Here is a 23798-nt window from a genome sequence, read left to right on the forward strand (position 1 = left end):
ATCGGCCATTTAACTTAGGTCTTTAGACGCCGCTTAACTTCCACGCTTAGCCTGCCTTCACCAAGCTTCAATTTCAGCTTCTGGCCGGGCTGGGTATCTTCCGCGCGGCGAATGACCTGGCCCTGTTCATCCTGGGCAATCGCATAGCCGCGCCCCAGCACCGCCAACGGGCTGACCGCGTTTAACTCCCGCGCGGCGGCTTTCAAACGTGCCTGTCGGCTCTCCAACTGGCGCTGCATCGCACTCCCCAATCGGCGCTGTAACTGGCTCACCCGCTCGCTTTCCGCGCGATGCAACCGCGCCATATCCTGGCTGGCCAAGCGCCTGCTCAACTGCGCCACCTGGGCTTTTTGTTGGCTAAGCGTTAACTGCATGGCGCGATTCAAGCGCTGATTGAGGGCGGTTAAGTGCTGGCGCTGACGGTTGAGCTGTTCGCCGGGGTGGCGCAGCTTGGCGCGCAGGGTATCCAGCCGCTGGCTGTCGCGCTCCAGACGCGCCTGCATGGCCCGCTGCAAGCGGCTGTGTTGATGTTCAAGCTGGCGCTTTAGGGTGTGCTGGTCGGGAACTAAGCGCTCGGCGGCCGCCGAGGGGGTAGGCGCGCGCATATCGGCGGCAAAATCTGCCAGGGTAATATCCACCTCATGGCCCACCGCCGACATGACCGGCAGCCGGGAGTGAAAAATCGCCCGCGCCAAGTGTTCGTTATTAAACGCCCAGAGGTCTTCCAGGCTACCGCCGCCGCGGGTGATCAAAATCACATCCCGCTCTGGATCTAGTCGTGCTTGGCGGTTGAGCAACGCCAGTGCCGAGATCATCGCCGGGGCCGCCTCGGCACCTTGAACGGGCACCGGAATCAGCGTCACGTCCGCCAGCGGCCAGCGCGCTTCCAGCACCGCCAGCACATCACGAATCGCCGCCCCGGTGGCGGAGCTCAAGATCAGCAGCTTGCGGGGCGGTAAGGGCAGCGGCCGGGCGTTGGCAAACACGCCTTCACCTTCCAACTGCGCTTTTAAACGCTCAAAGGCCGCCAGCAGCTCGCCCAGGCCCGCCGCCTGCACAGCATCGGCAATTAGTTGGTAGTCGCCGCGGGGCTCGAACAGCGACACCCGCCCGCGCAGCTTGACCTGATCACCGTCGCGCATAGGTGCGGAGACGAACCGCGCCCGTTGACGAAACAGCGCACAGCGAATCTGCGCCCGGTCATCCTTCAGGGTGAAATAGACATGCCCTGACGCCGGGCGGGAAACGTTAGAGAGCTCGCCCTCCACCCACACTTCGCCCACATCGCGCTCAAGGGTTTGCTTGGCGCGCTGGTTGAGTTGGCTGACGGAGAGTGCCTGGGGAGTAGGGGAGGCCATAGGGTTAAGCCCGCTCTAATAGAAAACGTTTGAGGGCGGCGGGATCAGGTACGCCCTGAATCACTTCGCCATCGATGACCAGGGTAGGCACCGACTGAATAAGCGCTTCTTCTACGGCGTGGCGCTGGGCCGCCTGATGCTGCTCGCGGTAGCGGCCTTCGGCCAGCGCATCCAGCACCGCTTGGCGCTCCAGGCCTACCGACTCGCCAATATCCGCCAGCACTTCCGGGTCGCCAATATCGCGCTCCTGCTGGAAGAACGCTTTTAAAGCCGCCATGGAGTAGGCGTGACCCAAGCCCTGCTCTTCGGCCATGGCGAATACTTCAAAGGCTTTGTCGGTGCGTGGCTGGGGCGAGATATTGGGCAGCGTAATGGGCACACCGAGCTTTTTGGCCATGGGGTAAACCGAATCCTGCCATATTTTAGGCAAGTAAGGGTCTTCCACCTTCAGCGTGGGCACCGGGGCTGGGCGCAGCTCAAAGGGCCGCCAGCGGATTTCGACATCCATACCGTCGGTTGCCTGAACAATGGCCTCTTCGGCTAGCAGGCAGAAGGGGCAAACGTAATCGGTGTAGACAATAATCTGTTGAGACAAAAGGCCCCCTTTAAATAAAAAAAATAACCCACTAACAGCCTACCAGCATACGTCATTAGCATTTGGTATAAGCACAACAGCCTGACTGCATTGCTGGGATGGCCCTCAAAACGCTATAATAGGCGATTAACCTTTCACGCCCCACTTCCTCTCAATCAGGGTGTTGCCGCTATGCTACGTATGGCCCAAGAAGCACTAACGTTCGATGACGTTCTCCTCGTTCCCGGCTTCTCCGATGTCCTCCCCAAGGATGTCAGCCTCAAAACCCGCCTGACCCGCAATCTTTCGCTCAATATCCCGCTCCTCTCTGCCGCGATGGACACCGTTACCGAAGCGCGTCTAGCGATTGCGATGGCCCAGGAAGGCGGCATCGGCATCATCCATAAGAGCATGGCCATGACCCAGCAAGCCGCTGAGGTGCGCAAGGTCAAAAAGCACGAAAGCGTGATTGTAAAAGACCCGGTCACCGTTAGCCCGAAAGCCAAGCTCGAAGACCTGCTCGCCATGGCCCGTGAATACGGCTTCTCCGGTTTCCCCGTTGTAGAAGGCGAAACCCTGGTGGGTATCGTGACCGAGCGTGACATGCGCTTCCAGCCTAACCACGGTGACAGCGTCGAAGCGATCATGACACCGCGCGACCGACTGGTTACCGTTAAAGAAGGTACCGACCTCGAAACCAGCAAAGCCAAAATGCGCGAACACCGCATCGAGAAAATGCTGATCGTTGATGACGAGTTCCACCTGCGTGGCCTGGTCACCTTCCAGGATATCGAAAAAGCCCGCACCTACCCGATGGCCGCTAAAGACAGCGACGGCCGTTTGTTAGTCGGCGCAGCGGTCGGCACCGGCCCGGAAACCCCGGATCGCGTCGCGGCGCTAGCTGAAGCAGGCGTGGACGTGATCATTGTCGATACCGCCCACGGCCACTCCCAAGGCGTTCTCGACCGCGTTCGCTGGATCAAAGAGCACTTCCCGCAGATTCAGGTGATTGGCGGCAACATCGCCACCGCCGGTGCTGCCCGGGCGCTGGCCGAAGCAGGCGCGGATGCCGTTAAAGTCGGTATCGGCCCTGGCTCAATCTGCACCACTCGCATTGTAGCCGGCGTTGGCGTACCGCAAATTACCGCGGTTTCCAACGTGGCCGAAGCGCTCAAAGAGTACGACATTCCGCTGATTGCCGATGGCGGCGTGCGTTACTCCGGTGATTTGGCCAAGGCGATTGCCGCTGGCGCCAGCGCCGTGATGGTCGGCGGCCTGCTGGCTGGTACCGAAGAAGCCCCCGGCGAAGTCGAGCTTTACCAGGGCCGTACCTACAAAGCCTACCGTGGCATGGGTTCCATGGGTGCCATGTCGCAGAGCCAGGGCAGCGCCGACCGCTACTTCCAGGATAAGAGCGAAGGCGCCGAGAAGCTGGTGCCGGAAGGCATCGAAGGCCGTGTTCCCTATAAAGGCATGATGAGCGCCATCGTTCACCAGCTAATGGGCGGGCTGCGCGCCTCCATGGGCTACACCGGCTGCCGCGATATTCAGGAAATGCGCACCAAGCCGGAGTTTGTACAAATTACCGGCGCTGGCTTTAACGAATCCCACGTTCACAACGTGCAGATCACCAAGGAAGCTCCCAACTATCGGGTGAGCTAACCAGCGTATTTAGTTAAAACGGCGGCGGGCACAACAGCTCGCCGCTTGCTTTTTGGCCTTACCAGCGGCACCCACACCGCTTAACCGAGACCCCGCCATGAGTGACATTCACGCCCATAAGATTTTGATTCTCGACTTCGGCTCGCAGTACACCCAACTGATCGCCCGTCGCGTACGCGAGATTGGCGTCTATTCCGAAGTCCGCGCGTTTGATATCACCGAAGAGGAGATCCGCGAGTACAACCCCAACGGCATTATCATGGCCGGTGGCCCGGAATCCGTGACGGAACTGGACTCCCCGCGTGCGCCGCAGTGCGTGTTCGAGATGGGCCTGCCGGTGTTTGGTATCTGCTACGGCATGCAGACCATGGCCGAGCAGCTGGGCGGTAAGGTAGAAGGCTCTAACCAGCGTGAATTCGGCTACGCGCAGATTCAGATCGACGAAGATAACGCGCTGTTCAAAGACATCAAAGACCACGTAGACGCTAAAAGCGGCAAAGCCCTGCTGGACGTATGGATGAGCCACGGCGACAAGGTCGCCCAAGCGCCCGCAGAGTTCACCGTGACCGCCTCCACGCCGAGCTGCCCGATTGCCGCCATGGCCTGGGAAGAGAAGCAGTTTTACGGCGTACAGTTTCACCCGGAAGTGACCCACACCCTGCAGGGTCAGCGCATTCTTGAGCACTTCGTGCTGGATATCTGTAAAGCCGAAAAGCTATGGACGCCCGCGCAAATCATCGAAGACCAGGTTCAGCGCGTGCGCGAACAAGTGGGCGATCGCCACGTACTGCTTGGCCTCTCCGGCGGTGTGGATTCTTCTGTGGTTGCCGCGCTGTTGCACAAGGCAATTGGCACCCAGCTGACCTGCGTATTCGTCGATAACGGCCTGCTGCGTAAAGCGGAAGGCGACCAGGTCATGGAAACCTTCGCCAAGCACATGGGCGTGAAGGTGATCCGCGTAGACGCCGAAGACCTGTTCCTCGGCAAGCTGAAAGGCGAAAAAGACCCGGAAGCCAAGCGCAAAATCATCGGCAATACCTTTATCGACGTATTCGATGAAGAGGCCAGCAAGATCGACGGCGTCGAGTTCCTGGCCCAGGGCACCATCTACCCGGACGTGATCGAATCCGCCGCTTCTAAAACCGGCAAAGCGCACGTGATCAAATCCCACCACAACGTAGGTGGCCTGCCGGAAACCATGAAGCTCAAGCTGGTCGAGCCGCTGCGCGAACTGTTCAAAGACGAAGTGCGCAAACTCGGCCTGGAACTCGGCTTGCCCTACGATATGGTCTACCGCCACCCGTTCCCCGGCCCCGGCCTGGGCGTGCGTATTCTGGGCGAAGTGAAGAAAGAGTATGCCGACATCCTCCGCGATGCCGACGCCATCTTCATCGAAGAGCTACGCGCCTCCGGCTGGTACGAAAAAACCAGCCAAGCCTTCGCCGTGTTCCTACCGGTGAAATCCGTAGGCGTAGTCGGCGACGGCCGCCGCTACGAATGGGTCATCGCGCTACGCGCGGTAGAAACCATCGACTTCATGACCGCCCGCTGGGCGCACCTGCCTTACGAGCTGCTGGAGAAGGTTTCCAATAGGATTATCAATGAGTTGGAAGGGGTTTCTCGGGTGACTTATGACGTGAGCAGCAAGCCGCCTGCTACTATTGAGTGGGAGTGAACGAAAATTAGATTTGTAAATAACACTTCATTGCAAGCGGTTTGATTGGTTAAAGGCTGCTGTATATTTTGATCTTAGAGTGTTTGCTGTTTTTAAATAGTGAACACTCTATCATTTATTGTTAAATTTGTTGGAGCATATTTAATGCGTGAAAAGATTCAAGAAATCTTTAATATGCTTATAAAAGAGTATAGAAGCTCTAACAAATCATCGGTTGAGGTTGATTTTAGAAAGCTGATGACCTGGATGAAAAGTGGTGATCAGTTTACTCATTATATCCACCCTTATCCTGCAAAGTTATTACCGTGCATTGCCAATTTTTTTTCTGGACTTGATAATAGGCCAGAAGAGAAAAGTCTGTTAGACCCTTTTTGTGGCTCTGGGACAACTTGTCTAGAAGGCTCTTTAGCTGGCTATAACGTTTTACATGCCGATGCTAACCCATTAGCGAGACTGATTACTGAAGTTAAAACCACCCCATATTCAGTTGATAAGCTTAAGTTAAAGCTTGAGTTGATAGTAAGCGAAGCAAGAGGAAAAATTAGCGCATCTGAGATTCATATTGTTAATCATAAACTTTGGTATTCGGATAAAAATAAAAATAAGCTAGAGAATCTCATTGAGACAATAAATGAAGTTTGTGATGATTATACAATTAACTTTTTTAAAGTATGCTTTTCTACAGTCGCTAAAAAGTTTAGTTATGCAGATCCGGCTATTTCTGTGCCAGTAAAACTTAAAGCGAAAGAGAAATTTTCAAAAAAAAGAAATGAAATGATTCTAGAGCGACTTAGCTGGATCGACACTGCATGCGTAATAGATGAGTTTTTTAAGTTAACAAGCTCGAACATAGAGAGAGTGGATAATACAAATCAGTTATATCCAGAGAGAAAAAGCTCTCAAAGTGTTGGCTTTGATGCTAAAAAATTAGTTAGCAAATTTGATAGAAAGACCCAGATGCCTGATTGTAGTGTATCTTGCATCATTACATCTCCTCCATATGGGAGTGCACAAAAATATATTAGGGCCTCTAGTTTATCGTTAAACTGGCTCCAACTTGCTAGCCCTAAAGAGCTTTCTGCCTTAGAAGCATTATCAATTGGGCGCGAACATGTTCCTGCCTCGCGAGTAATTGATTACGACTTAAAGCTAGATGTAGATTATCAAAAATTTATAGATAAAGTCGATAGTATAAATCCTAGACGAGCTAAAATAAATTTTTATTATTTGATCGAACTAATGTTGTCTCTTAGAGAGATGGCGAGAGTAATTCATCCTGGTGGTCGCATTGTAATAGTTATAGGAAATAATAAGGTTTGTGGTCTAGACTTAAGAAATGATATTTTCGCAAAAAGAATACTAATAGAGAGCGGTTTGGATTTAGAGCTTGCATTAGTGGATACGATAAAGTCAAGGGGCTTAATGACTAAGAGAAATAAAACTGCTTCTATGATTTCTCGAGAAAATGTACTTGTATTCAGGAAGTCGATTAATGGATAGAAAAACATACGAAAGAAAGCTTCGTGACTTGGTCGATAATGCTTGGGATCAAGAAGTACAATGGAGAGAAGTAAGTGCTTGGATTGATAATTTCACAGGGGAAGTTATTAGTGAAAGTGAAGAAAGATTGTACTTAATGTTTTTCTTGACTCGTTTCGTCTATTTTAGTAAGCGTTTAATGAGAGAGATGTTGAAATCACTCTATCGGGATTATTTTGTTGCGCCTATTTGCCAACGAATTAGGAGAAATTGTAATGATTCTATGAATATTTCTCAAATACAATTTCTTTTTGATCAAGAGCTTGCTGCTACTAAATTCATAGGAATAGGTAACCCATCTGAAAGTGGGGCACATCTACTTTACTATTTTAGACAAGTTAATCATTTAAGTAAGGAGCAGTTCTCAGATTTCCATGGGGCGTTTACAAAAAGAGCAAATCGCTCGGAAGTTGACGGCGTTAGCATTTTACCAAAACAAAGCAATATCAAACGTTATGTTATGTTTGATGACGTCGTTGGTTCTGGAACACAGGTCACTGATTACTTATCGAGTGACTTGCGAAAGTTAAAGAAAGATAAACAATTAGATATAAGGTTTATCTCCCTTTTTGCGACAACCGCTGGCCTTGAGAAATTAAATAAAAAAGAAATGTTTGACGGAAAAGCATCATGTTTGTTTGAGCTAGATAGCTCATACAAGGCTTTTGAGAGTGATTCTAGATACTTTTCGAACAGTCCTGATTGGTTTGATATTGACATCCTGAAAAGAATAGTTAAGGAATATGGGGAAAAGCTACTTCCAAAGTGTAATATGGCTTTAGGATATAAGGATGGTCAGCTTCTCCTTGGTTTTTCTCACAACACACCTGATAACACTCCACCTATATTCTGGTATGAAAGCCCAAAATCAAATTGGTCACCAGTGTTTTTGAGATATAATAAAATATACTAGGAGGGAATATGGACAATCCTTTTTCTTTAGTTCGTGCTTCAGATTATACTAATGAGCAGATTAATTCGCTTTGGGTTGAACTCGGTGAGAATATAATTGATACAATAATTGAACCTAAGTTAAAAATATCCAAATTTATTCTTGGTGGTAAGGGGTCGGGTAAAACTCATCTTTTGAGATATTACTCCTATCCAGTTGTTAGACTCAGGAATACCGAATTAAGTGGCTTGGAAACTATAAAGAAACAAGGCTTTCTTGCAGTCTTTTTAAGGGCTACAGGATTAGATGCTGCTAGGTTTGAAACTGGCTCGGGATCAAATCTGAAATGGACTCAATTATTTGCTATATACCTTGAGCTAAGGCTTGCAGAGGCAGTGTTAAATTCGCTCTGCGATATAGCCGCATCCTCAGATGAGAATTTTAATGATGAAGAGTTCATTAAAGAAATTGGTGATGGGATAAATAATAAAGATTTCTTTGAATGTAGCAACGTTGCTGATGTTAGAGAGTGGGCAGTGAATGAGAAGAAGAAGATTGATGAAGCTGTAAATAATGCTGCTTTTACAGATACTCTTGACGTTAAGATTCCTTTTTCACTGGGTAGCTTGTGTTTGGCTTTGAATCATGCTTTGTATAAGTGGTGTCCTAATCTTAAGCATATTCCTGTTATTTATCTAATAGATGAAATAGAGAATTTTTCTGTAGAACAACAAAAAGTCGTTAATACTTTGATTAGATATGGCGAAGGTTATATAACTTTTAGAATTTCTGGACGTTTATACTCAAGAAAAACTTCTAAAACGTTAGGCGATGGTGAAGAGAATAGAGAGGGATCCGAGTACAAGATTACTCAACTTGACTATATGTTAAGGAATTATAAAGAGTTCAATAACTTCGCTAAAAGATTTATAAGCAAAAGGTTTTTGGCTACTGCTAACATTAATGAAGGCGACATAAAAGCTTCTTTTGATCCTTCTCTTTCTATGGATGTGGTTAGTTCAAATGATTATTTCTTAGGGGTTATTGAAAAGCTAGATTTTGAGGATATTGAAGCTTTAGTCAAAAGTAAATTCCATAATGCTTTATATAAAAATGGGAAATCAGGCGTATTGCTAAAGGAGGTTGATGAAATAGTTGAAACATTAACAGTTGGTTTTCCTTTGATTTTACAGAAGCTTAACTTTCTTATTTTCTGTAAGAGGATTAATAAAGCTGATAGTTACATAGGTTTGGCGCATTGGGTTAAAGAACAAGCTAGCTTACACATGAGTAATAGTCTTGATAGTAAAGACTATTATTTTGTTAGTTATAGTCACTACTCTTATGATCTTCTGGCGCAGATAACCAAAGAGTCTAAAAACTCAGTGGATTTCCCTTACGCTGGTTTTGATACTTTTGTCAAAATGTCTTCAGGGAATATGCGCAGTTTATTAATAATTCTTGGTCGGTTATTTGCTATAGCAAAATTTAAGGGGGTTGATTTTGGCGGGCCTGAAAAACTAAGTGTAGAAATGCAAACTGAAGCAGCGATTGAATCTGCTCAGTTTTTGTATGAGTCTGACTCGAATTTTGGCGAAGCTTCCGATAAAGCCAGAGAGGCAGTGCTAAGGTTAGCACAGCTATTAAGGACAGCGCGTTATGCTTTAAACATTCCTGAAGTGTCACCTATTACTGTTAGTTTCTCTGATTCAGATTTGAATGAAACTGCTAGGTTTGTTTTAAATAATGCTCTTAATTATTCATTTGTTTTTGAAATATCTAGTGGTAGACCAGATCGTAACAGTCAAAGAATAAATAGAAAAATACAGTTAAATCCATTGCTGTCACCAAAATGGGGGTTGCCAGTAGGCCGGCGTGGAGATTTAAGCTTAAATGCTGAAACTTTGAACTCTATTTTTGATCAAGCACATTATCAAGAGTTTAAGCTTATATTGGCAAAGTTAAGAGATAAATGGAATGATCCCTTTAAGAAAAGTGTTCCAGAAGTAGATCAGGGGGAGTTGTTTTGATTATAAATGAATATTTTTTATATTATCGTCGTTCTATAGATGTGGACTCGATTAATTGTGAGTTAGGTCCTTTCGACGTGTTTGTATCAGCATACAACAGCAGTGATCGTGTACGTACTGTTTTTGAGGATGTTAGAGCATCACGTAAAATTTGGCTTATGCATCCTGAGTATAAGTACGCTCCAATAGAATATCCTGATAACGGTGAGTATGTAGCTCCTGAAGAGCGTAATGAGAAATCTCAAGTTGAGGAGCTGATTCAAGCTTTGGAAGGGACTGATTTTAATAATATATGTATAGATATTACAGGATTTATGAGACATGTCCTTATTTTTCTAATTGCTAAACTAAAATTCATTGGGGTGAAAAAGCTAAAAGTTGTTTATTCGGAGCCTAAGTTTTACAGAAGTCAGGAGGACACCCAGTTTAGCACAGTTACAAGTGGTACTGTTGGGCCTGTTATGGGAATGGCACAGGGTAGCGACTCAGAAGGTGATGATTACTTACTTCTTGGTGTTGGTTATGATCATGAGTTAATAGGAGAGGTAGTTAATAATAAGGATAGTGCAAAAGTATACCCAATTTTTTCATTTCCCTCTTTGAGTCCTGATATGTATCAGCAAAGTGCTCTCAGGGCTTCAAAAAGTGGAGATGTTGCTTTAGAAAAAATTTGGCAAGTCAATAAACGTTTTTTTCCAGCTAATGACCCCTTCGCAATTGCGTCTATTCTTAGTGATGTTGTAAAGGAAGTGACTTACAAAGATCCAAAAGCTAATATTTATATTTCACCGCTATCGACTAAGGTGCAAGCTTTAGGTTTTTCTTTTTTTTGGTTGAAAGAGTCAAAGAAATATTCTTCTTCATTAACTATCATACTTCCACAGTGCATAACTTATTCGAGGGAAACGAGTAGTGGTATTAATAGGCTGTGGGAGTATCAGATTGAGTTTTGAAGCTTATATGACTTTTATTTTTAGTGGTTCTTGTTCTTTTCTATTAATGTCTCCTACTAAATAGGACGCTCCCTTTGATGCCGCTTTTTTTGAAGAGAAATAATGGCAATAAGTAATTGAACCGGGCTGAAACAACACCTTCTTAGGGCAAAAGAGCTCATCCGCCCTAGGTGCTCTGTGCTTTACTACCTGCAACGCTTATTCATGGAGAAAGCCCTATGGGCGGTTTAATTGGATTACTGGATGACATTGCCGCATTGGCGAAGTTGACCGCAGCATCATTGGACGATGTGAGTGCCGCCGCTGGGCGTGCGACGGCGAAGGCGGCCGGGGTGGTGGTGGATGATACGGCGGTGACGCCGCAATATTTGCAGCGGGTGGCAGCGGAGCGTGAACTGTCGCTTGTGAAGCAGATCGCGCTGGGCTCCATCCGCAACAAGCTGATTTTTATCCTGCCGGTGGCGCTGCTGCTGAATCACTTTTTGCCCGCGCTATTGCCGATCATTCTGATGGTGGGTGGCACCTATCTGGCCTTTGAAGGTGCGGAGAAGGTCTGGCACAAGCTCTCCGGCAACAAGCCAGCAGTAGAGAAGGGGCCGACGGCCAATAAAAGAGCGCTGATAAAAACGGGACAGTCTAGAGTGATGAAATGCGAACAACCTTCATTGGCGTTGACAGATACTGGAGCAGTGCGATGCAACTCCCGTCGCGGCGCTAGTCTGTGAAGCCGATGCGCTTATGCAGCTTATAAATTTATTGTGTCGGCTTTAAAACCCATATTATTAAGCCTGCGCATACGATAATAGCTCCCCAAGTTGTGTAGAGGATGGAAATAGAAGTAATGGGGAAGATAGTTGGTATAAGATATATGATCATACCCCCCAGATTTGTTAGAACTGAGGTAGTAGCTCGAATCCTACCAATCATGTCTTCAGAACAGAACGTTAATAATTTTCCGTCGAACCTCGCTCTAGTAATGGAAAAAAGTCCTCCCATAATTGCGTAAAGCAGTATCAGTGCAGGAATGAAGCGTAGAAAAGAGAAAATAATCATTGTACTGCCAAGCAAGCACAAAAGAAGTGCTTCAAAATTAGTTAGAGAAGTGGGGTAGCGTTTGAAGGCGGCAATAAGGAGTATAGACCCTCCTCCGATAGACCAAGCCATTTCTAATAAGCCATATACATTGCTGCTAGCGGAGAGCTCATTTTGTACGAATCCAGGAATAAGCACATTTGTCATTTGTGCCACTGAAAAAGTTAATGATACTCCAAATATTGCAATATATAATTTTTTGTCACTGATTGCATATTCAAACCCTTCTTTCCAAAGTTGTAAGGCATTGGGGGAGATGCTTTGCTTTATTTGTTTCAAGTTTTTCAGAAATGCTTCGCTAATAAAAAAACGTATTATAGATACTAAGAGCAACAGTAATACGCAAATGCTGGCACTGGTTTGTTCTAATAAAAAACCACTACCTCCCATTCCAATGGCTAGTCCTAATTGGCGTATGATAGAGACTCTTACAGACATTGAAATTCTTTTTTCTTTGCAAATAATCGATTGAAAAATGCCGTCTATCGAACCTGCTTTTACTGACATGCTGGCAGTGTTTAGTATGCTGAATATATAAAGAAAGGGAGGCAAACTATGTCTTTGAGTTATGCCGAAGAGTAGGATTGCCAAGGCAGTGATTTGAGTAACTAATCCTAGTCTAACAACGATTTTTCTGTTCCAGCTGTCCGTTAGTATTCCTCCTATGATTGAAATAACTATACCAGTAACGCTAGACAAAAGAAATATTCTACCTAATACTGATATCGAGCCGTCTTCAACCGCTATCCATGAAATTGTGACGAAACTACTGCCAATAGACATAAAAGTTAAAAACAAGAACGCTACATAGAAATATAAGTCCAGCTTTCTTGATGACATGTTGATAATTCCCTTTGTTGACGTCCTTGTTCGGTCAATGGTAGGTTGTTAACTTTGATAAGTTATACCTATTTGCTTCCCCTCTAGAGATATTGATCGCATAAAGGAGCGTGTATAGCGCGTTCCAGGAATGTAATCGTTGAAAATATCTCGTGAATGAGCACCAGCAGAGTTCTTCATAAGGATTATTCTTCTTGCCTTTTGAGGGATATAATAGCGATTGGGGTTTTTCTGCATAGATTCTTTTAACGCATTAATTAGTTTTTTTATGTCAATTTCACTTTCGTTCTTAGTTATTTCTCCATTTAAAAACATGCTTTTATTATTGCCCTCGTTAAAGAAGATTGGTGCTTTAACAAACGACTGCCCTAAGTTTTCAACCTCACCATCTTTTCCAGGATAAACAATTGGTGTCAATTCAGTTTTATAGGGTACGTTCCAGCCGATGGCTTCTGCGTAACTTTCAAATTCATTCCATAAGGTAAAGGGAAGCCAATAAAAGTTTCCGGTTTTTTTATATGCTATGAATAGGTTGTAAATGGATAATAAATCAGGTAGATAGACGTTTGAGTTGTCAATTCTTCCATCTGTGTGAAATCCGAGCTTTTCTTCAGGTGAGTAGAATTTTAACCCTGCTTCTTTTAATTTTCTTTCTCCTTCCTTAGAGGCATTATAGAGAGTGAAAGGAGTATGGTTTCTTCTGTCCATCGCAGGGGACATAAATTTATTAACTATTGCTTGAGCAATGATAGCGCCTAGAAGTGTATCCTGCGTAGGATTGCTATTCACTCCTTGTGGAATGTCAAGTGCCACTATGCCGCAAGATGTATCATTCAGTGCAGTACTTATATCAGTATGTATGTCTTCTACGATATTGGAGGATAAATGCTCTATCTCTTTAATAATGCTAGCCGACTTGAATATGTCTAGAGAGCTTGGATTTATGCTATCCTTTTGCAAAGATTTTATGAAATCTTTGCAAGCATTCAAGGATACGTTTAATAATGGCGCTTCGATGTTAGCGTCATTACTGTTTGTGATATATTGATACATGTTTGATCCTCCTATGGAAATTAGCCCTCCGCCGTATGGACGGAGGGCTACTATAACGTGATAGATTAACCCAGATTTCCACCTCCACCGTCTGTGCATTCGGGGGATTGCAGGCAAGCATCGAGCGAGCCGGCAATAGTGTCCAAGTTGATTTGGCAAAGAGTTTCTTGTGACATGTTACACCTCGTTTTAAGTGATTTAGGTTTTACCAATGGCGCTTATTTTGTTAAACGCCAAGAAAGGTATAGCAATTTTTTTGACTCTATTATGTAAGAAAAAGCTGACATTTCTTGTAAGGAAAATCTGATGCATTTCGTAAGAAATAACTTACACATGTAAGAAATAACTTACATCTATGAGCTGTTGGCATGGCTATTGGCTTTACTGTCTCCTCTCACGCTTTATCTTAATGAGCATGGGGCAGAAGAGGGTATCGGCGTAGCGGATGGCTTTGTGGTGCTAAAAGGCTCACTGTCCCGCGCTGAAGGAGCTGTGTCTATTCACTACTGCATGAGTGAGCAACGCCAGCTTTTCCAAGAGCGATGCATATTGGCTCCGTTGGATGTAAAACGAGTATTCACGCAGGGTTTTCGTTTTCCCTCCCCTCAACAGCAGCTGACATATTGGTAGGCGGCAGCGCCAATGGTCGGCTGGCTTGGAAAGATGCTAGCGGTAAAATCTTGAAAGCCATTCAGGATGAGAGCTTGGCGAGTATTTAATATGTGCTTACCGTGCTTCCCTCAGGCTCAATACAATCCTCCACCTGATGCCGCTTTTGAGCATACTCAGCGGGTGACAGTTAATTGAGAGGGAGACTGAAACAACACTGCACTTGCGGCAAAAGAGGCGATGCGCCCAAGTCGCTGTGTGCTTTACTATCTGCACTTGTTATTCACGGAGGAAGCATCCATGGCCATAGGTGGCTTGATAGGATTACTGGATGACATTGCCGCATTGGCGAAGTTGACTGCAGCATCACTGGACGATGTGAGTGCCGCCGCTGGGCGTGCGACGGCGAAGGCGGCCGGGGTGGTGGTGGATGATACGGCAGTAACGCCGCAATATTTGCAGGGGGTGGCAGCGGAGCGTGAACTGTCGCTTGTGAAGCAGATCGCGCTGGGCTCCATCCGCAACAAGCTGATTTTTATCCTGCCTGCGGCTCTGCTGCTGAATCACTTTTTGCCCATGCTATTGCCGATCATCCTGATGGTGGGCGGCACCTATCTGGCCTTTGAGGGGGCGGAGAAAGTCTGGCACAAGCTTTCCGGCAAGCATGACGATGACAAGCCAGCGGTAGAAAAGGGGCCGGAAGCCGAGAAAAAGATCGTGAGTGGTGCCATTCGCACCGACCTGATTCTGTCCGCCGAAATCATGGTGATCGCGCTTTCCACCGTTTCCCATCAGGGGTTCTGGTCACAGATGGTCAGCTTGGTGGTGGTCGCATTTGTCATCACTATCTTGGTGTATGGCGTGGTAGCGCTGTTGGTCAGGATGGATGATATCGGTCTGAGGCTCGCCCAACGGGAAAGTTCGGGCGTGCAGAAGCTGGGCCGTGGTCTGGTGACGGCCATGCCCAAGGTACTATCGACCATCGCAGTGGTGGGTACCATTGCCATGCTGTGGGTGGGTGGGCATATCCTGATGGCCAATCTGGGGGCCGATGGCACGGGTTGGTTCAACGCCCCCTATGAGTGGGTTCACCACATTGAGCATGGCATTCGCGAGGCAACCGGTGCCTTGGGCGGTACGCTGGGCTGGAGCTTCAATACACTGTGCTCTGCAGTGATTGGCTTTGTGGTCGGCTCGGTGGTGGTGGGCGTGGTGCACCTACTTCCTGTTAAGAAGGCGCATGTCGAATAGGGTTGACGCCGGTGTTTGCGGTGGTGCTTTTTAACGGCTCAGAGCACTGAAAGTGTCGGGATCAGTGAACTCTGTTGGCTCTCCCTCTCGTGCCTCTTGGCGAAGCGTTCTTATGTCACGCGCAGGGGGCGCGCCGAACAGCCGAGAATATTCTCGACTGAATTGCGACAGACTCTCGTAGCCAACCGATAAAGCGACGGCGGTGACACCGCCAGATTCAGTGAAGAGCATTCTGCGCGCTTCATAGAGTCTGATCTGTTTTTGATACTGAAGAGGCGACAATCTAACCGTCGCTTTGAAGCGTCGATGAAACGCTGAAGGGCTCATATTCACTGTCGCCGCAAGCTCCTCAACCCGGAATGCCGTTGCGTAATTTTGCCGAATCCATGTGATAGCACGCCTGATTTGGAAAAAGCGATCATCGATGCCTGCTATTTGTCTTAGCACCGTACCTTGTGGGCCGCGCAGCATTCGATACAGGATCTCATGTTCGATGAGAGGCGCGATTAAAGCTATATCCTCCGGCTGATCGGTAAGGCGAACCATCCTGTACCAAGCATCGGCAAGATCGTCACTCACGTAGTCAATGCAGAAGCCTCTCGTCTCAGACATGCTCAAAGGACTATCCACCTTGCACAAAATCTCAGTGACTAAAGCTTGGTCAAGAGATAGGCGCAACGCCAAGTAGGGAGTGGCCGGACTCGCTTCTTCGACTTCTCCAACCACTGGCAGCTCGACTGATGTAATAAAGCTTTGGCCTGCCTGATAGTTGACGACTTGATCTCCGATGACAATCCGCTTGCTCCCTTGCAGGATCAGGCTAATCAGGGGCTGATAGATCTCAGGAAAAAGCTCGGTCGGTGCGCAAACCCGGAGAATATTCAAACGCGGGATATGAGTTTGGGTAAGCACGCCTTTCGCACGTTTTTCTACCAGCGATTTTAGTTTTTCAATCGAATTATTCATGTCATTACTTCTAGCATGGCTTGCATTGCGCATCCATGAATTAAGCAGGAATGTGCAATTTATAGGCTGGAATAGACACGCCACTTGTTAGGTGCGCTGTTATAAATATTGACGATCCCGTTGGGCTCTTTAATGGACGCTCTAGCGTTACAGACCTGTTTATTTTCACAAGTTCACGTCTTACAGAAAGGGAATACGCTATGGAACTTAAAAATTCGGTAGTCCTTGTGACGGGGGCTTCATCAGGCATTGGTGAAGCGACAGCACGCGCGGTCGCTCAAGCTGGCGCGAGTGCTGTGTTGTTGGCGAGACGTCAAGATAGGCTCGACGATTTGGCGAGTGAGCTGGGAAATGATGTTCTTGCCTTACCCTGCGACGTCACCAATCCAGTCGAGGTTAAAAAAGCTGTCCAGATCGCGCAGGAGAGGTATGGTCGAATCGATGTCTTGATCAACAATGCGGGACAGGGGCTATATGCCTCGATTGAAGACATCGGCATTGAAGATTTTCGGGGACTGCTCAATCTAAATACAGTTGCACCACTGATTATGATGCAAGCGGTGATCCCTCTTATGCGCAAACAAGGAGCCGGATGCATCGTCAATGTTAGCTCGGGCGCGACTTTAGCAACTTACCCCGGTGTGGCAGCTTATACGAGCTCAAAGTCAGCACTCAACATGATCTCAAAAGTTGCACGGCTTGAGCTGGCGGATGCAGGCATCACCGTATCGTTGATACACCCTTTCATGACAGCGACAGAGTTCTATGGCTCGGTGAAATCAGGCCTGAGCACAGCACAGGAGCAAGAGGTTGGGGCAACGTCGATAGCTCACCCACCGTCCTTGGTCGCGCAAATGATCGTCAACCTTATCAGGACTGGCGACGAAGAGGCTGATCTTGTCCCGAGAGAATATGGGGGAAGTTTCGAGGGGTAAGAAGGGCTACTAAAGCAGCGGCATAGAAAAGCGCTGCGTGAGGAGGGGCATGGGGTTTGGGCGCAATCACTTTACTGCTTAATAGATCGTGAACAGGTTCTAAGGGGGCATTCAGAGAAGTGAAGTGGTTCAATGACTCCGGACACCCATCGCCCCAGCACGATGCTATCGCCCTATACACACGCCAGGGCGCGCCTCAGCGCCCTGGCAGTGAAGCGTCATGGGGCTGGCTGTGTGAGGTGTTGTGTGATGAGGTTTGTACGAACTCACAAAGAGCATATCGATAAGATGTTTACTCGCTGGCTTAAAAGCCACTTGCAGCGGTTCGCGGCTGAGGTCAACTTCAATTAGCTAAACAGTTTGGTGGCGGATAAAGCCATGTTGGCCGACAACTTCTTGTGTGTACTTTAGTCATAAGGCTTTCTTGAATTAGTGTTGGGGTTTAAAAGGGAGTGTTGTTAGATTTAATCGAATTTTTTAATTAAGTATAATTTATCATTTTTTTAGTGTCGTAAGGGCTGCCTCTCTCAGTTTATGCGCTGCTGAAGCGCCATTATTTAAACTATTCTTGGCGTAAGTGTGAGGCCGGTCTTATTTTAAAATGACGCTGGGAACACGAAATTACATAAGCTTTCGATGTAACATTTGTTCACTTTTCAATGGTGACAGCTTCGAATTTTTTTATGATAATGACAAAAAGGTGCTACAAAGTTGGGAGCATGTGAAAAAAATCTGAATCAACTGTAGTACAGCACGTTAGCGTGCCTATGTCTAAAAACGGACTTATTACCAATAACCCCACGGGGGATAAACTTACTCTGCCTGTTTTGGCCAAGATCTGAGTATCCTGAGAGAAGGTTTGCACCTCATGCTCGCTTTCCACGAGGAAGCAAGAGGGAGTCGGCGATGCTTAATATAAAAAGACTCTGGTCGCTTGGTGTTCAAAAAAACTCGCCAAGAACGAGGAGACAGATACAGCTTTGTAATCAGATTGCGCTACTTTTTACCCTGGCTACCGTGTTTCCGTACCAGCTCTTTTATTTTATCTATGATTATACTCTTTATCACGATGTGTTTGTTGCCAATCTGATCTTTATAATCGTGTACTTGTCGGTTCTGCTATTAAATCATAAACGTCGATACGCTACTGCAAAAAAAGTGTTACTGGTTAACACCTGTTGTCAGCTGTTACTTGTTAATTATTACATCAGCTCGGAGGCGGGGGTGCATCTATATTATTTTACCCTAGCTGGCATATTGCTTTTTCTTTATCAAAATCTTCGTACTCTGGTGTATTTTGTACTCCTGGCAACACTCGGGACGCTTTTTACGATCACCCATTTTCTCTTTTCACCGGACACCGCGATCACACCGATTCCTTCTCCATGGGTCGAGATCATGTATGCAGGTAGCGTGGCGGCTGTGCTGGGATTGTTGGGTGTCTTTTTAATGTTCTTTCGAAATCAAATTAATCAGGCTGAAAAAGAACTAAATGAGAAGAATGATTACTTAAAAATGTTAAGCAATACCGATCCATTAACGGGGTTAGCGAACCGCCGTGTACTGGATGAAGCCCTTGATACGGAGTGGTACCGGCTGTCACGAAACCCTACGCCATTGTCCGTCATTATGTGCGACGTAGATCATTTTAAGCTATTCAATGATCGCTATGGTCATAACAGCGGCGATCACTGTTTGAAACAAGTTGCGGCTGTGTTGAAAGGGGTTCTGTTTCGGCCTTCTGACTTGGCGGTGCGCTATGGTGGAGAAGAGTTCGCGGTGGTTTTACCTGGCACAGATGAAGCAGGGGCCCGGCACATAGGGGAAAGGCTACGTGAGGCAGTGGAGTGCCTGAATATTCCCAATGAAGATGTCGGGGCTGATGCTTATGTGACTGTTAGCGTCGGTGTTTCTAGCTTTGATCATTTTAATTGCCACTCGGGTGGCCCTGTTCGCCTGCTGAACAGCGCTGATAAAGCACTTTACCGGGCGAAGTCCAGTGGTCGTAATAAGGTGGTTTTCCTGGGCTATGACAGTTAGCGTTCTTTTGTCGGTGATGCCTCCTAAAGCGGCTCATCTAGAGGGATCACTTATCCCGGCTGGGCTCTTTCGTATTTCTCCTTAGCACAAATAGCGTAACCCCCTAACAAGCTATCCGTAAGATAGATCTGAAAAGCCTAAGGGTTCATTCAGAGACGCTCTCGCAGTTGTCGCGATAAAGAGGGGCATCGATGCCCAAGGCCAGTTGCTTGGTGGCGCTGTTGTAGTAGAAGTGGCCGAGCTCGACGCTTGAATGCGCATAGTCGCCGCATACACCATAGCCCTTGTTGACTCGCTTCAAGTTGGAAATCTCAGCGGGTGTCTGGCTGTCGAGGCTGTCAGATATAGTCGCGGCGATGTGGGCATCACGCTGTGCCTCGGAATAGGCCTGGCTACCGAATACCAGGCCAGCAACGATGAAAATGGCAACGACGGGAATCCATAGGTTATGCATTGAGTGTCCAGTTAAAGGATATAAGCGTGCATGATGCAGCAGAAAAATTAGCGGCAGAAACATTATTTAGCGGGAGAATAACTTTTTAACCATCCCATCCCATCCCATCCCATCCCATCCCATTTCATTGGCTGGCTAATACTTGGTTTACATAAGGGCCTGCGAACCATTGCATGCGGCGTCCCACAGCTTCATGAGCTCGGTAATAGAGGCATTGAAGACCGATATCTTGACGCCGTCTCTCGCTGATATCGACACACCCAGCAGAAAGCTACTGAACGCCGTACCCATGGCCTGGGCATCGGTACCTTCCGAAAGCTCGCCCATAGCAATGCCGCGCTCAACGCAGCGTACAAACCCGGCATGAGTACGCGCACGTGAGACGGCCAGCGGCTTTGTGACATGAGCATGCTCATTTTTTGGCGCACTCATGGTTCCCAAGGCCACCATGCAGCCTTTTGGATGTCCCGATTCGCACTGCATTTTCGTTGAGCGACGCAGCGTCAATTCGACCGCGTCTCTGGGAGCTATTTCATCGTCCCATAGGCCGTCTGTCACGCGGGCATAGCTCTCCAGGTAGCACTGCACAGCCTCTTTGAATAAGGCCTCCTTAGATCCGAAAGCGGCATAAAAGCTTGGCGCAGAGATGCCTCCACCGATCTGAGCTTTGAGCTGGCTCAAAGACGTTGTCTCGTAACCCTGCTCCCAGAAAAGGTGCATCGCTTGCTCGATGGCTTGCTGCCGATCAAACGCTCTGGGACGCCCCATCTGTGCCATTGATAACTCCAGTACGTCACTAAGATATGTGAGTTATAGACTACTCGATACAAAACTTATTGACAATAATCTGGCGGGTACCTCATATTTATACCGATCGATACATAAGTTTCATGGAATGCTCTGGGTGCTTGCTGCCTAGCGCTAAACTTCATCTTCGAAAAGGTATTTTTTGTGGACTCCTCATCTATTCAGGCTGAATCAGCGGCGGCCGATAAGCTTCCCATGTCTGCACTGCTGGCCTTGGCCATGACGGGCTTTATCTGCATCGTGACAGAAACGCTGCCTGCGGGCTTGTTACCTCAAATCAGTGAAGGCCTCGGGATCAGCCAGGCTTTGGCAGGTCAAATGGTGACGGCTTATGCGCTGGGGTCGTTGTTAGCGGCGATTCCTTTGACGATTGCGACGCGTGGTTGGCGACGACGTAATGTCTTGCTGCTCACCATTATCGGGTTCTTGGTTTTTAACTCGATCACGGCGCTATCCAGTAGCTATGCCATAACGTTGGTTGCCCGCTTCTTTGCGGGTGTTGCCGCTGGGTTGGCTTGGAGTCTTCTCGCGGGTTATGCGCGGCGTATGGTTGCTCCCCATCAACAAGGGCGCGCCATGGCTGTAGCGATGGTCGGCATCCCCATTGCGCTTTCTCTAGGGGTGCCTCTTGGGACATACATGGGCTCTGTCGCCGGTTGGCGTACCGCTTTCTGGGTCATGTCTGCTTTGACACTGGTGCTGGCAGTATGGGTAATGGCCAAGGTTCCCGACTATCCCGGCCAGCCGAAAGGCGAGCGTATGCCATTGCGAAAAATCTTTACGACCCCGGGCGTTCGGCCCGTGCTTGCCGTAGTCATGGCATGGATGCTGGCCCACAATATTCTCTACACCTACATTGCGCCGTTTGTGGCGACAACGGGCCTCGGCGAACGGGTTGATCTGGCGCTATTGACCTTTGGCGTTGCATCGCTGGGTGGCATCTGGATGGCCGGCAAGCTGGTGGACAGCCATTTGCGAATCACGGTACTGGTAAGCCTGGCTGCGTTCGCGATCACCGCATTCATCTTTGGTGTCAACACGCAAAGCTCCGTTGTCGTCTTTATCGGTATTGTGGTGTGGGGGGTTACCTTCGGCGGTGCTTCCACATTGCTGCAAACGGCGCTGGCCGATACGGCCGGAAGTGGCGCGGATGTGGCGCTTTCCATGAATGTAGTGGCCTGGAATGGCGCGATTGCGGGCGGTGGCGTCGCTGGCGGTATGCTCCTTAATGCATGGGGCGTCAGCGCCTTCCCCTGGGCTCTGGTGGTCTTGCTGATTATCGGTTTCATCGTCGCATGGGGGGCGCGTTCACATGCTTTCAAACCAGGCCGCCGACATGGAGACACCCAGGTTGCTGCGCATTGAGCCAAGGTTGCTCGGTCGATGAATGCTTGCCATCGCTGAAGAGCTCCACGTCGCTCGTGCGGTAGAAAAACTGAACACTAGGTAGTTGCCACTGTCGCGCACCACCCAGGAAGTGGAGGAATATCTGGGCTGAGACAGTACCCGTAATCTGCTCAAACTGAGGGTCGTAGTGATGGGCAGATTGCTGAGGTGGCAGGCTTGGCGCTAGATGAAGTGGTGAAGCTGAGCATGGAGAGTAAGCGCTGATCTGCTTTAGTTCCCGTATTCCCGCTTCCTGTATAGAACGAAAGGGCAGTCCAAGTGACTGCCCTTTCTGTTTCTGTATTTGCAACAACTGCCGGGCGGCAAAGAGCCGCCAGCCTGATCCTGCCAAGAATTGATTAAGAGTACGATGGCTTGATGGGGGCATCAGGCCCCGAATAAATGCGCACCATATTGAGCCCTTTAGCACAAAGTTGGTGCGAATTTAGGCATAGATACGTTCAACAACCCGCAGAATCCCTCATTTTTCAAAGTGGCATGATAATTGCTATTTCTTTAAGTAAGTAAATAGTTACTTAACTCGCTCCATGAAGAGTGTTTTCTGAATGGGCGCAATGGCAAGGATCACACCATGAAAAAGCAATTTAAGAACATGAAGCTGAAGGCTCTCGCTTGTAGTTTTGCGTTGGGCACCTTGGTACACACCGGCATGGCGAGTGCCGATATTAATATCAAGTTTCACCATGATTTGCCTGAAGATAGTGCGCAACACTTGGCGGCTGAGCGCTTCAGGGACATGGTAGCTGAGCGTAGCGGCGGTGAGATTTCAGTCGAAATTTTCCCCAATAACACTCTCGGTGATGATGTCGAAGTCACTCAACAGTTGCAGATGGGGGCTGTGGAAGCAGCGATTATTCCGACCGCCAAGCTATCGGGCTTCGTTCCCGCCATGCAGATCGTCGACCTGCCTTTCTTGTTCCCTTCGCCCGATATCGCCCACACCGTTCTTGATGGGCAGGCCGGTGATGATCTATTGGCGACTGTGGAACAGGTGGGTCTGAAGGGGGTTACTTTTTGGGAAAGTGGTTTCAAGCAATTTACCTGTGACCAACCCGTTAATGGCCCTGAAGACTTCGCAGGCCAAAAGGTACGCGTGATGCAAAGCCCTATCATCATGGAGCAGTTTAAAGCGATGGGCGCTAACCCGGTACCGATTGCCTTCGGCGAAACCTACAACGCGCTGCAACAGCGCATTGTCGACTGCCAGGAAAATCCGCTGGTATCGATTACGCAAATGAAATTTTATGAAGTGCAGTCGGATGTGGTCATCAGCAACCACGCTTATCTGGCCTATGCATTTCTGTTTAGTCAGCGTTGGTTCGATAGCTTAAGCCCTGAAAACCAGGCGCTATTAACGGACGCTGCACGTGAAACTACTGCATTCCAGCGTGAAGAAACCGCTCGCCGTGAAACGGGCTACATTGCCACTATCGAAGCCAGTGGCACTAACGTGAGTACACTGGATGATGCCCAACTGATGGCTTTCAGAGAGTCGACAGCGTCGGTGCATGATGAGTTTGCCAATGAAATTGGCGCAGATCTAATGGCGGAATTCCAGCAAGCCATTGCTGATACCGAATAGTAGCGCGTCACCCATTAAAGGGCTGATCGGTGATCCCGGTAGCCCTTTCTTCCTCGTTGTTTTTCATTGCTGGTGGAGA

At 48.0% G+C, this 23798-nt stretch carries 19 protein-coding genes; 12 read left to right on the forward strand and 7 right to left on the reverse strand.

Annotated elements, in window-relative coordinates:
• Positions 1-14: 14 nt before the first annotated feature.
• Positions 15-1358, reverse strand: a complete 1344-nt coding sequence (xseA, locus tag SR894_RS03305) for an exodeoxyribonuclease VII large subunit (RefSeq protein WP_223287879.1) — start codon at positions 1356-1358, stop codon at positions 15-17.
• Positions 1359-1362: 4 nt separating this feature from the next.
• The gene (locus tag SR894_RS03310; protein WP_223287878.1) at positions 1363-1953 is read right to left on the reverse strand and encodes a DsbA family oxidoreductase; all 591 of its coding nucleotides are present in this window, start codon (positions 1951-1953) and stop codon (positions 1363-1365) included.
• A gap of 171 nt (positions 1954-2124) precedes the next feature.
• Between SR894_RS03310 and guaB the strand changes: the two genes are divergently transcribed.
• The 7 genes from guaB to SR894_RS03345 all read left to right on the forward strand — a co-directional run bounded on the left by guaB (position 2125) and on the right by SR894_RS03345 (position 11408).
• Positions 2125-3594, forward strand: a complete 1470-nt coding sequence (gene guaB, locus SR894_RS03315; RefSeq protein ID WP_022519926.1) for an IMP dehydrogenase — start codon at positions 2125-2127, stop codon at positions 3592-3594.
• 97 nt (positions 3595-3691) lie between these two features.
• Positions 3692-5269 carry a glutamine-hydrolyzing GMP synthase gene (gene guaA, locus SR894_RS03320; protein ID WP_223287877.1) on the forward strand — a complete coding sequence of 526 codons (1578 nt, stop codon included), beginning with the start codon at positions 3692-3694 and terminating at the stop codon, positions 5267-5269.
• Positions 5270-5413: 144 nt separating this feature from the next.
• Entirely contained in the window at positions 5414-6769 is a 1356-nt protein-coding gene (locus SR894_RS03325) for a hypothetical protein (protein ID WP_223287876.1), read from the forward strand.
• Positions 6762-7721 carry a phosphoribosyltransferase-like protein gene (locus SR894_RS03330; protein WP_223287875.1) on the forward strand — a complete coding sequence of 320 codons (960 nt, stop codon included), beginning with the start codon at positions 6762-6764 and terminating at the stop codon, positions 7719-7721. The genes SR894_RS03325 and SR894_RS03330 overlap by 8 nt, the downstream gene beginning before the upstream one ends.
• Positions 7722-7729: 8 nt before the next feature.
• On the forward strand, positions 7730-9730 hold the full coding sequence (locus SR894_RS03335) for an ORC-CDC6 family AAA ATPase (protein WP_223287874.1): 2001 nt from the start codon (positions 7730-7732) through the stop codon (positions 9728-9730).
• Positions 9727-10683 carry a hypothetical protein gene (locus tag SR894_RS03340; protein WP_223287873.1) on the forward strand — a complete coding sequence of 319 codons (957 nt, stop codon included), beginning with the start codon at positions 9727-9729 and terminating at the stop codon, positions 10681-10683. Before SR894_RS03335 ends, SR894_RS03340 begins: the two co-directional genes overlap by 4 nt.
• Before the next feature lie 218 nt (positions 10684-10901).
• Positions 10902-11408, forward strand: a complete 507-nt coding sequence (locus SR894_RS03345; protein WP_246638021.1) for a DUF808 family protein — start codon at positions 10902-10904, stop codon at positions 11406-11408.
• 28 nt (positions 11409-11436) lie between these two features.
• On the opposite strand, the gene SR894_RS03350 is transcribed toward SR894_RS03345, so the two are convergent.
• On the reverse strand, positions 11437-12615 hold the full coding sequence (locus SR894_RS03350) for an MFS transporter (RefSeq protein ID WP_223287872.1): 1179 nt from the start codon (positions 12613-12615) through the stop codon (positions 11437-11439).
• Between the two features lie 48 nt (positions 12616-12663).
• Positions 12664-13668 carry a hypothetical protein gene (locus tag SR894_RS03355; protein ID WP_223287871.1) on the reverse strand — a complete coding sequence of 335 codons (1005 nt, stop codon included), beginning with the start codon at positions 13666-13668 and terminating at the stop codon, positions 12664-12666.
• 909 nt (positions 13669-14577) lie between these two features.
• On the opposite strand from SR894_RS03355, the gene SR894_RS03360 reads away from it, so the two are divergent.
• Positions 14578-15528: a DUF808 domain-containing protein gene (locus SR894_RS03360; RefSeq protein WP_223287869.1), complete on the forward strand. Its 951-nt coding sequence runs from the start codon at positions 14578-14580 to the stop codon at positions 15526-15528.
• 30 nt (positions 15529-15558) lie between these two features.
• Here SR894_RS03360 and SR894_RS03365 read toward each other — a convergent pair whose 3' ends face one another.
• On the reverse strand, positions 15559-16494 hold the full coding sequence (locus tag SR894_RS03365; RefSeq protein WP_246638020.1) for an AraC family transcriptional regulator: 936 nt from the start codon (positions 16492-16494) through the stop codon (positions 15559-15561).
• A 200-nt stretch (positions 16495-16694) separates the two neighbouring features.
• Here SR894_RS03365 and SR894_RS03370 point away from each other — a divergent pair, with 200 nt between their 5' ends.
• Both SR894_RS03370 and SR894_RS03375 read left to right on the forward strand, forming a co-directional pair.
• Entirely contained in the window at positions 16695-17429 is a 735-nt protein-coding gene (locus SR894_RS03370; protein ID WP_223287867.1) for an SDR family oxidoreductase, read from the forward strand.
• Positions 17430-18335: 906 nt separating this feature from the next.
• The gene (locus tag SR894_RS03375) at positions 18336-19469 is read left to right on the forward strand and encodes a GGDEF domain-containing protein (RefSeq protein WP_223287866.1); all 1134 of its coding nucleotides are present in this window, start codon (positions 18336-18338) and stop codon (positions 19467-19469) included.
• A gap of 145 nt (positions 19470-19614) precedes the next feature.
• On the opposite strand, the gene SR894_RS03380 is transcribed toward SR894_RS03375, so the two are convergent.
• Together SR894_RS03380 and SR894_RS03385 are read right to left on the reverse strand one after the other, a co-directional pair.
• A complete protein-coding gene (locus SR894_RS03380) occupies positions 19615-19923 on the reverse strand; it encodes a hypothetical protein (RefSeq protein ID WP_088701336.1) in 309 nt (102 codons plus the stop codon).
• A gap of 147 nt (positions 19924-20070) precedes the next feature.
• Positions 20071-20700 (reverse strand): TetR/AcrR family transcriptional regulator, encoded by a 630-nt coding sequence (locus SR894_RS03385; protein WP_088700700.1) that lies wholly within the window; start codon positions 20698-20700, stop codon positions 20071-20073.
• A 174-nt stretch (positions 20701-20874) separates the two neighbouring features.
• Between SR894_RS03385 and SR894_RS03390 the strand changes: the two genes are divergently transcribed.
• The gene (locus SR894_RS03390; protein ID WP_223287865.1) at positions 20875-22095 is read left to right on the forward strand and encodes an MFS transporter; all 1221 of its coding nucleotides are present in this window, start codon (positions 20875-20877) and stop codon (positions 22093-22095) included.
• Positions 22096-22708: 613 nt separating this feature from the next.
• Positions 22709-23719 carry a TRAP transporter substrate-binding protein gene (locus tag SR894_RS03395; RefSeq protein WP_223287864.1) on the forward strand — a complete coding sequence of 337 codons (1011 nt, stop codon included), beginning with the start codon at positions 22709-22711 and terminating at the stop codon, positions 23717-23719.
• Positions 23720-23798 lie beyond the last annotated feature (79 nt).

This window comes from Vreelandella neptunia (assembly GCF_034479615.1).
Lineage (GTDB): Bacteria > Pseudomonadota > Gammaproteobacteria > Pseudomonadales > Halomonadaceae > Vreelandella > Vreelandella neptunia.

Bases quoted from the DNA above. Each gene is read 5' to 3' on its own strand.
- xseA (WP_223287879.1), bottom strand. From the start codon at position 1,358: ATGGCCTCCCCTACTCCCCAGGCACTCTCCGTCAGCCAACTCAACCAG.
- guaB (WP_022519926.1), top strand. From the start codon at position 2,125: ATGCTACGTATGGCCCAAGAAGCACTAACGTTCGATGACGTTCTCCTC.
- guaA (WP_223287877.1), top strand. From the start codon at position 3,692: ATGAGTGACATTCACGCCCATAAGATTTTGATTCTCGACTTCGGCTCG.
- SR894_RS03325 (WP_223287876.1), top strand. From the start codon at position 5,414: ATGCGTGAAAAGATTCAAGAAATCTTTAATATGCTTATAAAAGAGTAT.
- SR894_RS03330 (WP_223287875.1), top strand. From the start codon at position 6,762: ATGGATAGAAAAACATACGAAAGAAAGCTTCGTGACTTGGTCGATAAT.
- SR894_RS03335 (WP_223287874.1), top strand. From the start codon at position 7,730: ATGGACAATCCTTTTTCTTTAGTTCGTGCTTCAGATTATACTAATGAG.
- SR894_RS03345 (WP_246638021.1), top strand. From the start codon at position 10,902: ATGGGCGGTTTAATTGGATTACTGGATGACATTGCCGCATTGGCGAAG.
- SR894_RS03350 (WP_223287872.1), bottom strand. From the start codon at position 12,615: ATGTCATCAAGAAAGCTGGACTTATATTTCTATGTAGCGTTCTTGTTT.
- SR894_RS03355 (WP_223287871.1), bottom strand. From the start codon at position 13,668: ATGTATCAATATATCACAAACAGTAATGACGCTAACATCGAAGCGCCA.
- SR894_RS03360 (WP_223287869.1), top strand. From the start codon at position 14,578: ATGGCCATAGGTGGCTTGATAGGATTACTGGATGACATTGCCGCATTG.
- SR894_RS03365 (WP_246638020.1), bottom strand. From the start codon at position 16,494: ATGAATAATTCGATTGAAAAACTAAAATCGCTGGTAGAAAAACGTGCG.
- SR894_RS03370 (WP_223287867.1), top strand. From the start codon at position 16,695: ATGGAACTTAAAAATTCGGTAGTCCTTGTGACGGGGGCTTCATCAGGC.
- SR894_RS03375 (WP_223287866.1), top strand. From the start codon at position 18,336: ATGCTTAATATAAAAAGACTCTGGTCGCTTGGTGTTCAAAAAAACTCG.
- SR894_RS03380 (WP_088701336.1), bottom strand. From the start codon at position 19,923: ATGCATAACCTATGGATTCCCGTCGTTGCCATTTTCATCGTTGCTGGC.
- SR894_RS03385 (WP_088700700.1), bottom strand. From the start codon at position 20,700: ATGGCACAGATGGGGCGTCCCAGAGCGTTTGATCGGCAGCAAGCCATC.
- SR894_RS03395 (WP_223287864.1), top strand. From the start codon at position 22,709: ATGAAAAAGCAATTTAAGAACATGAAGCTGAAGGCTCTCGCTTGTAGT.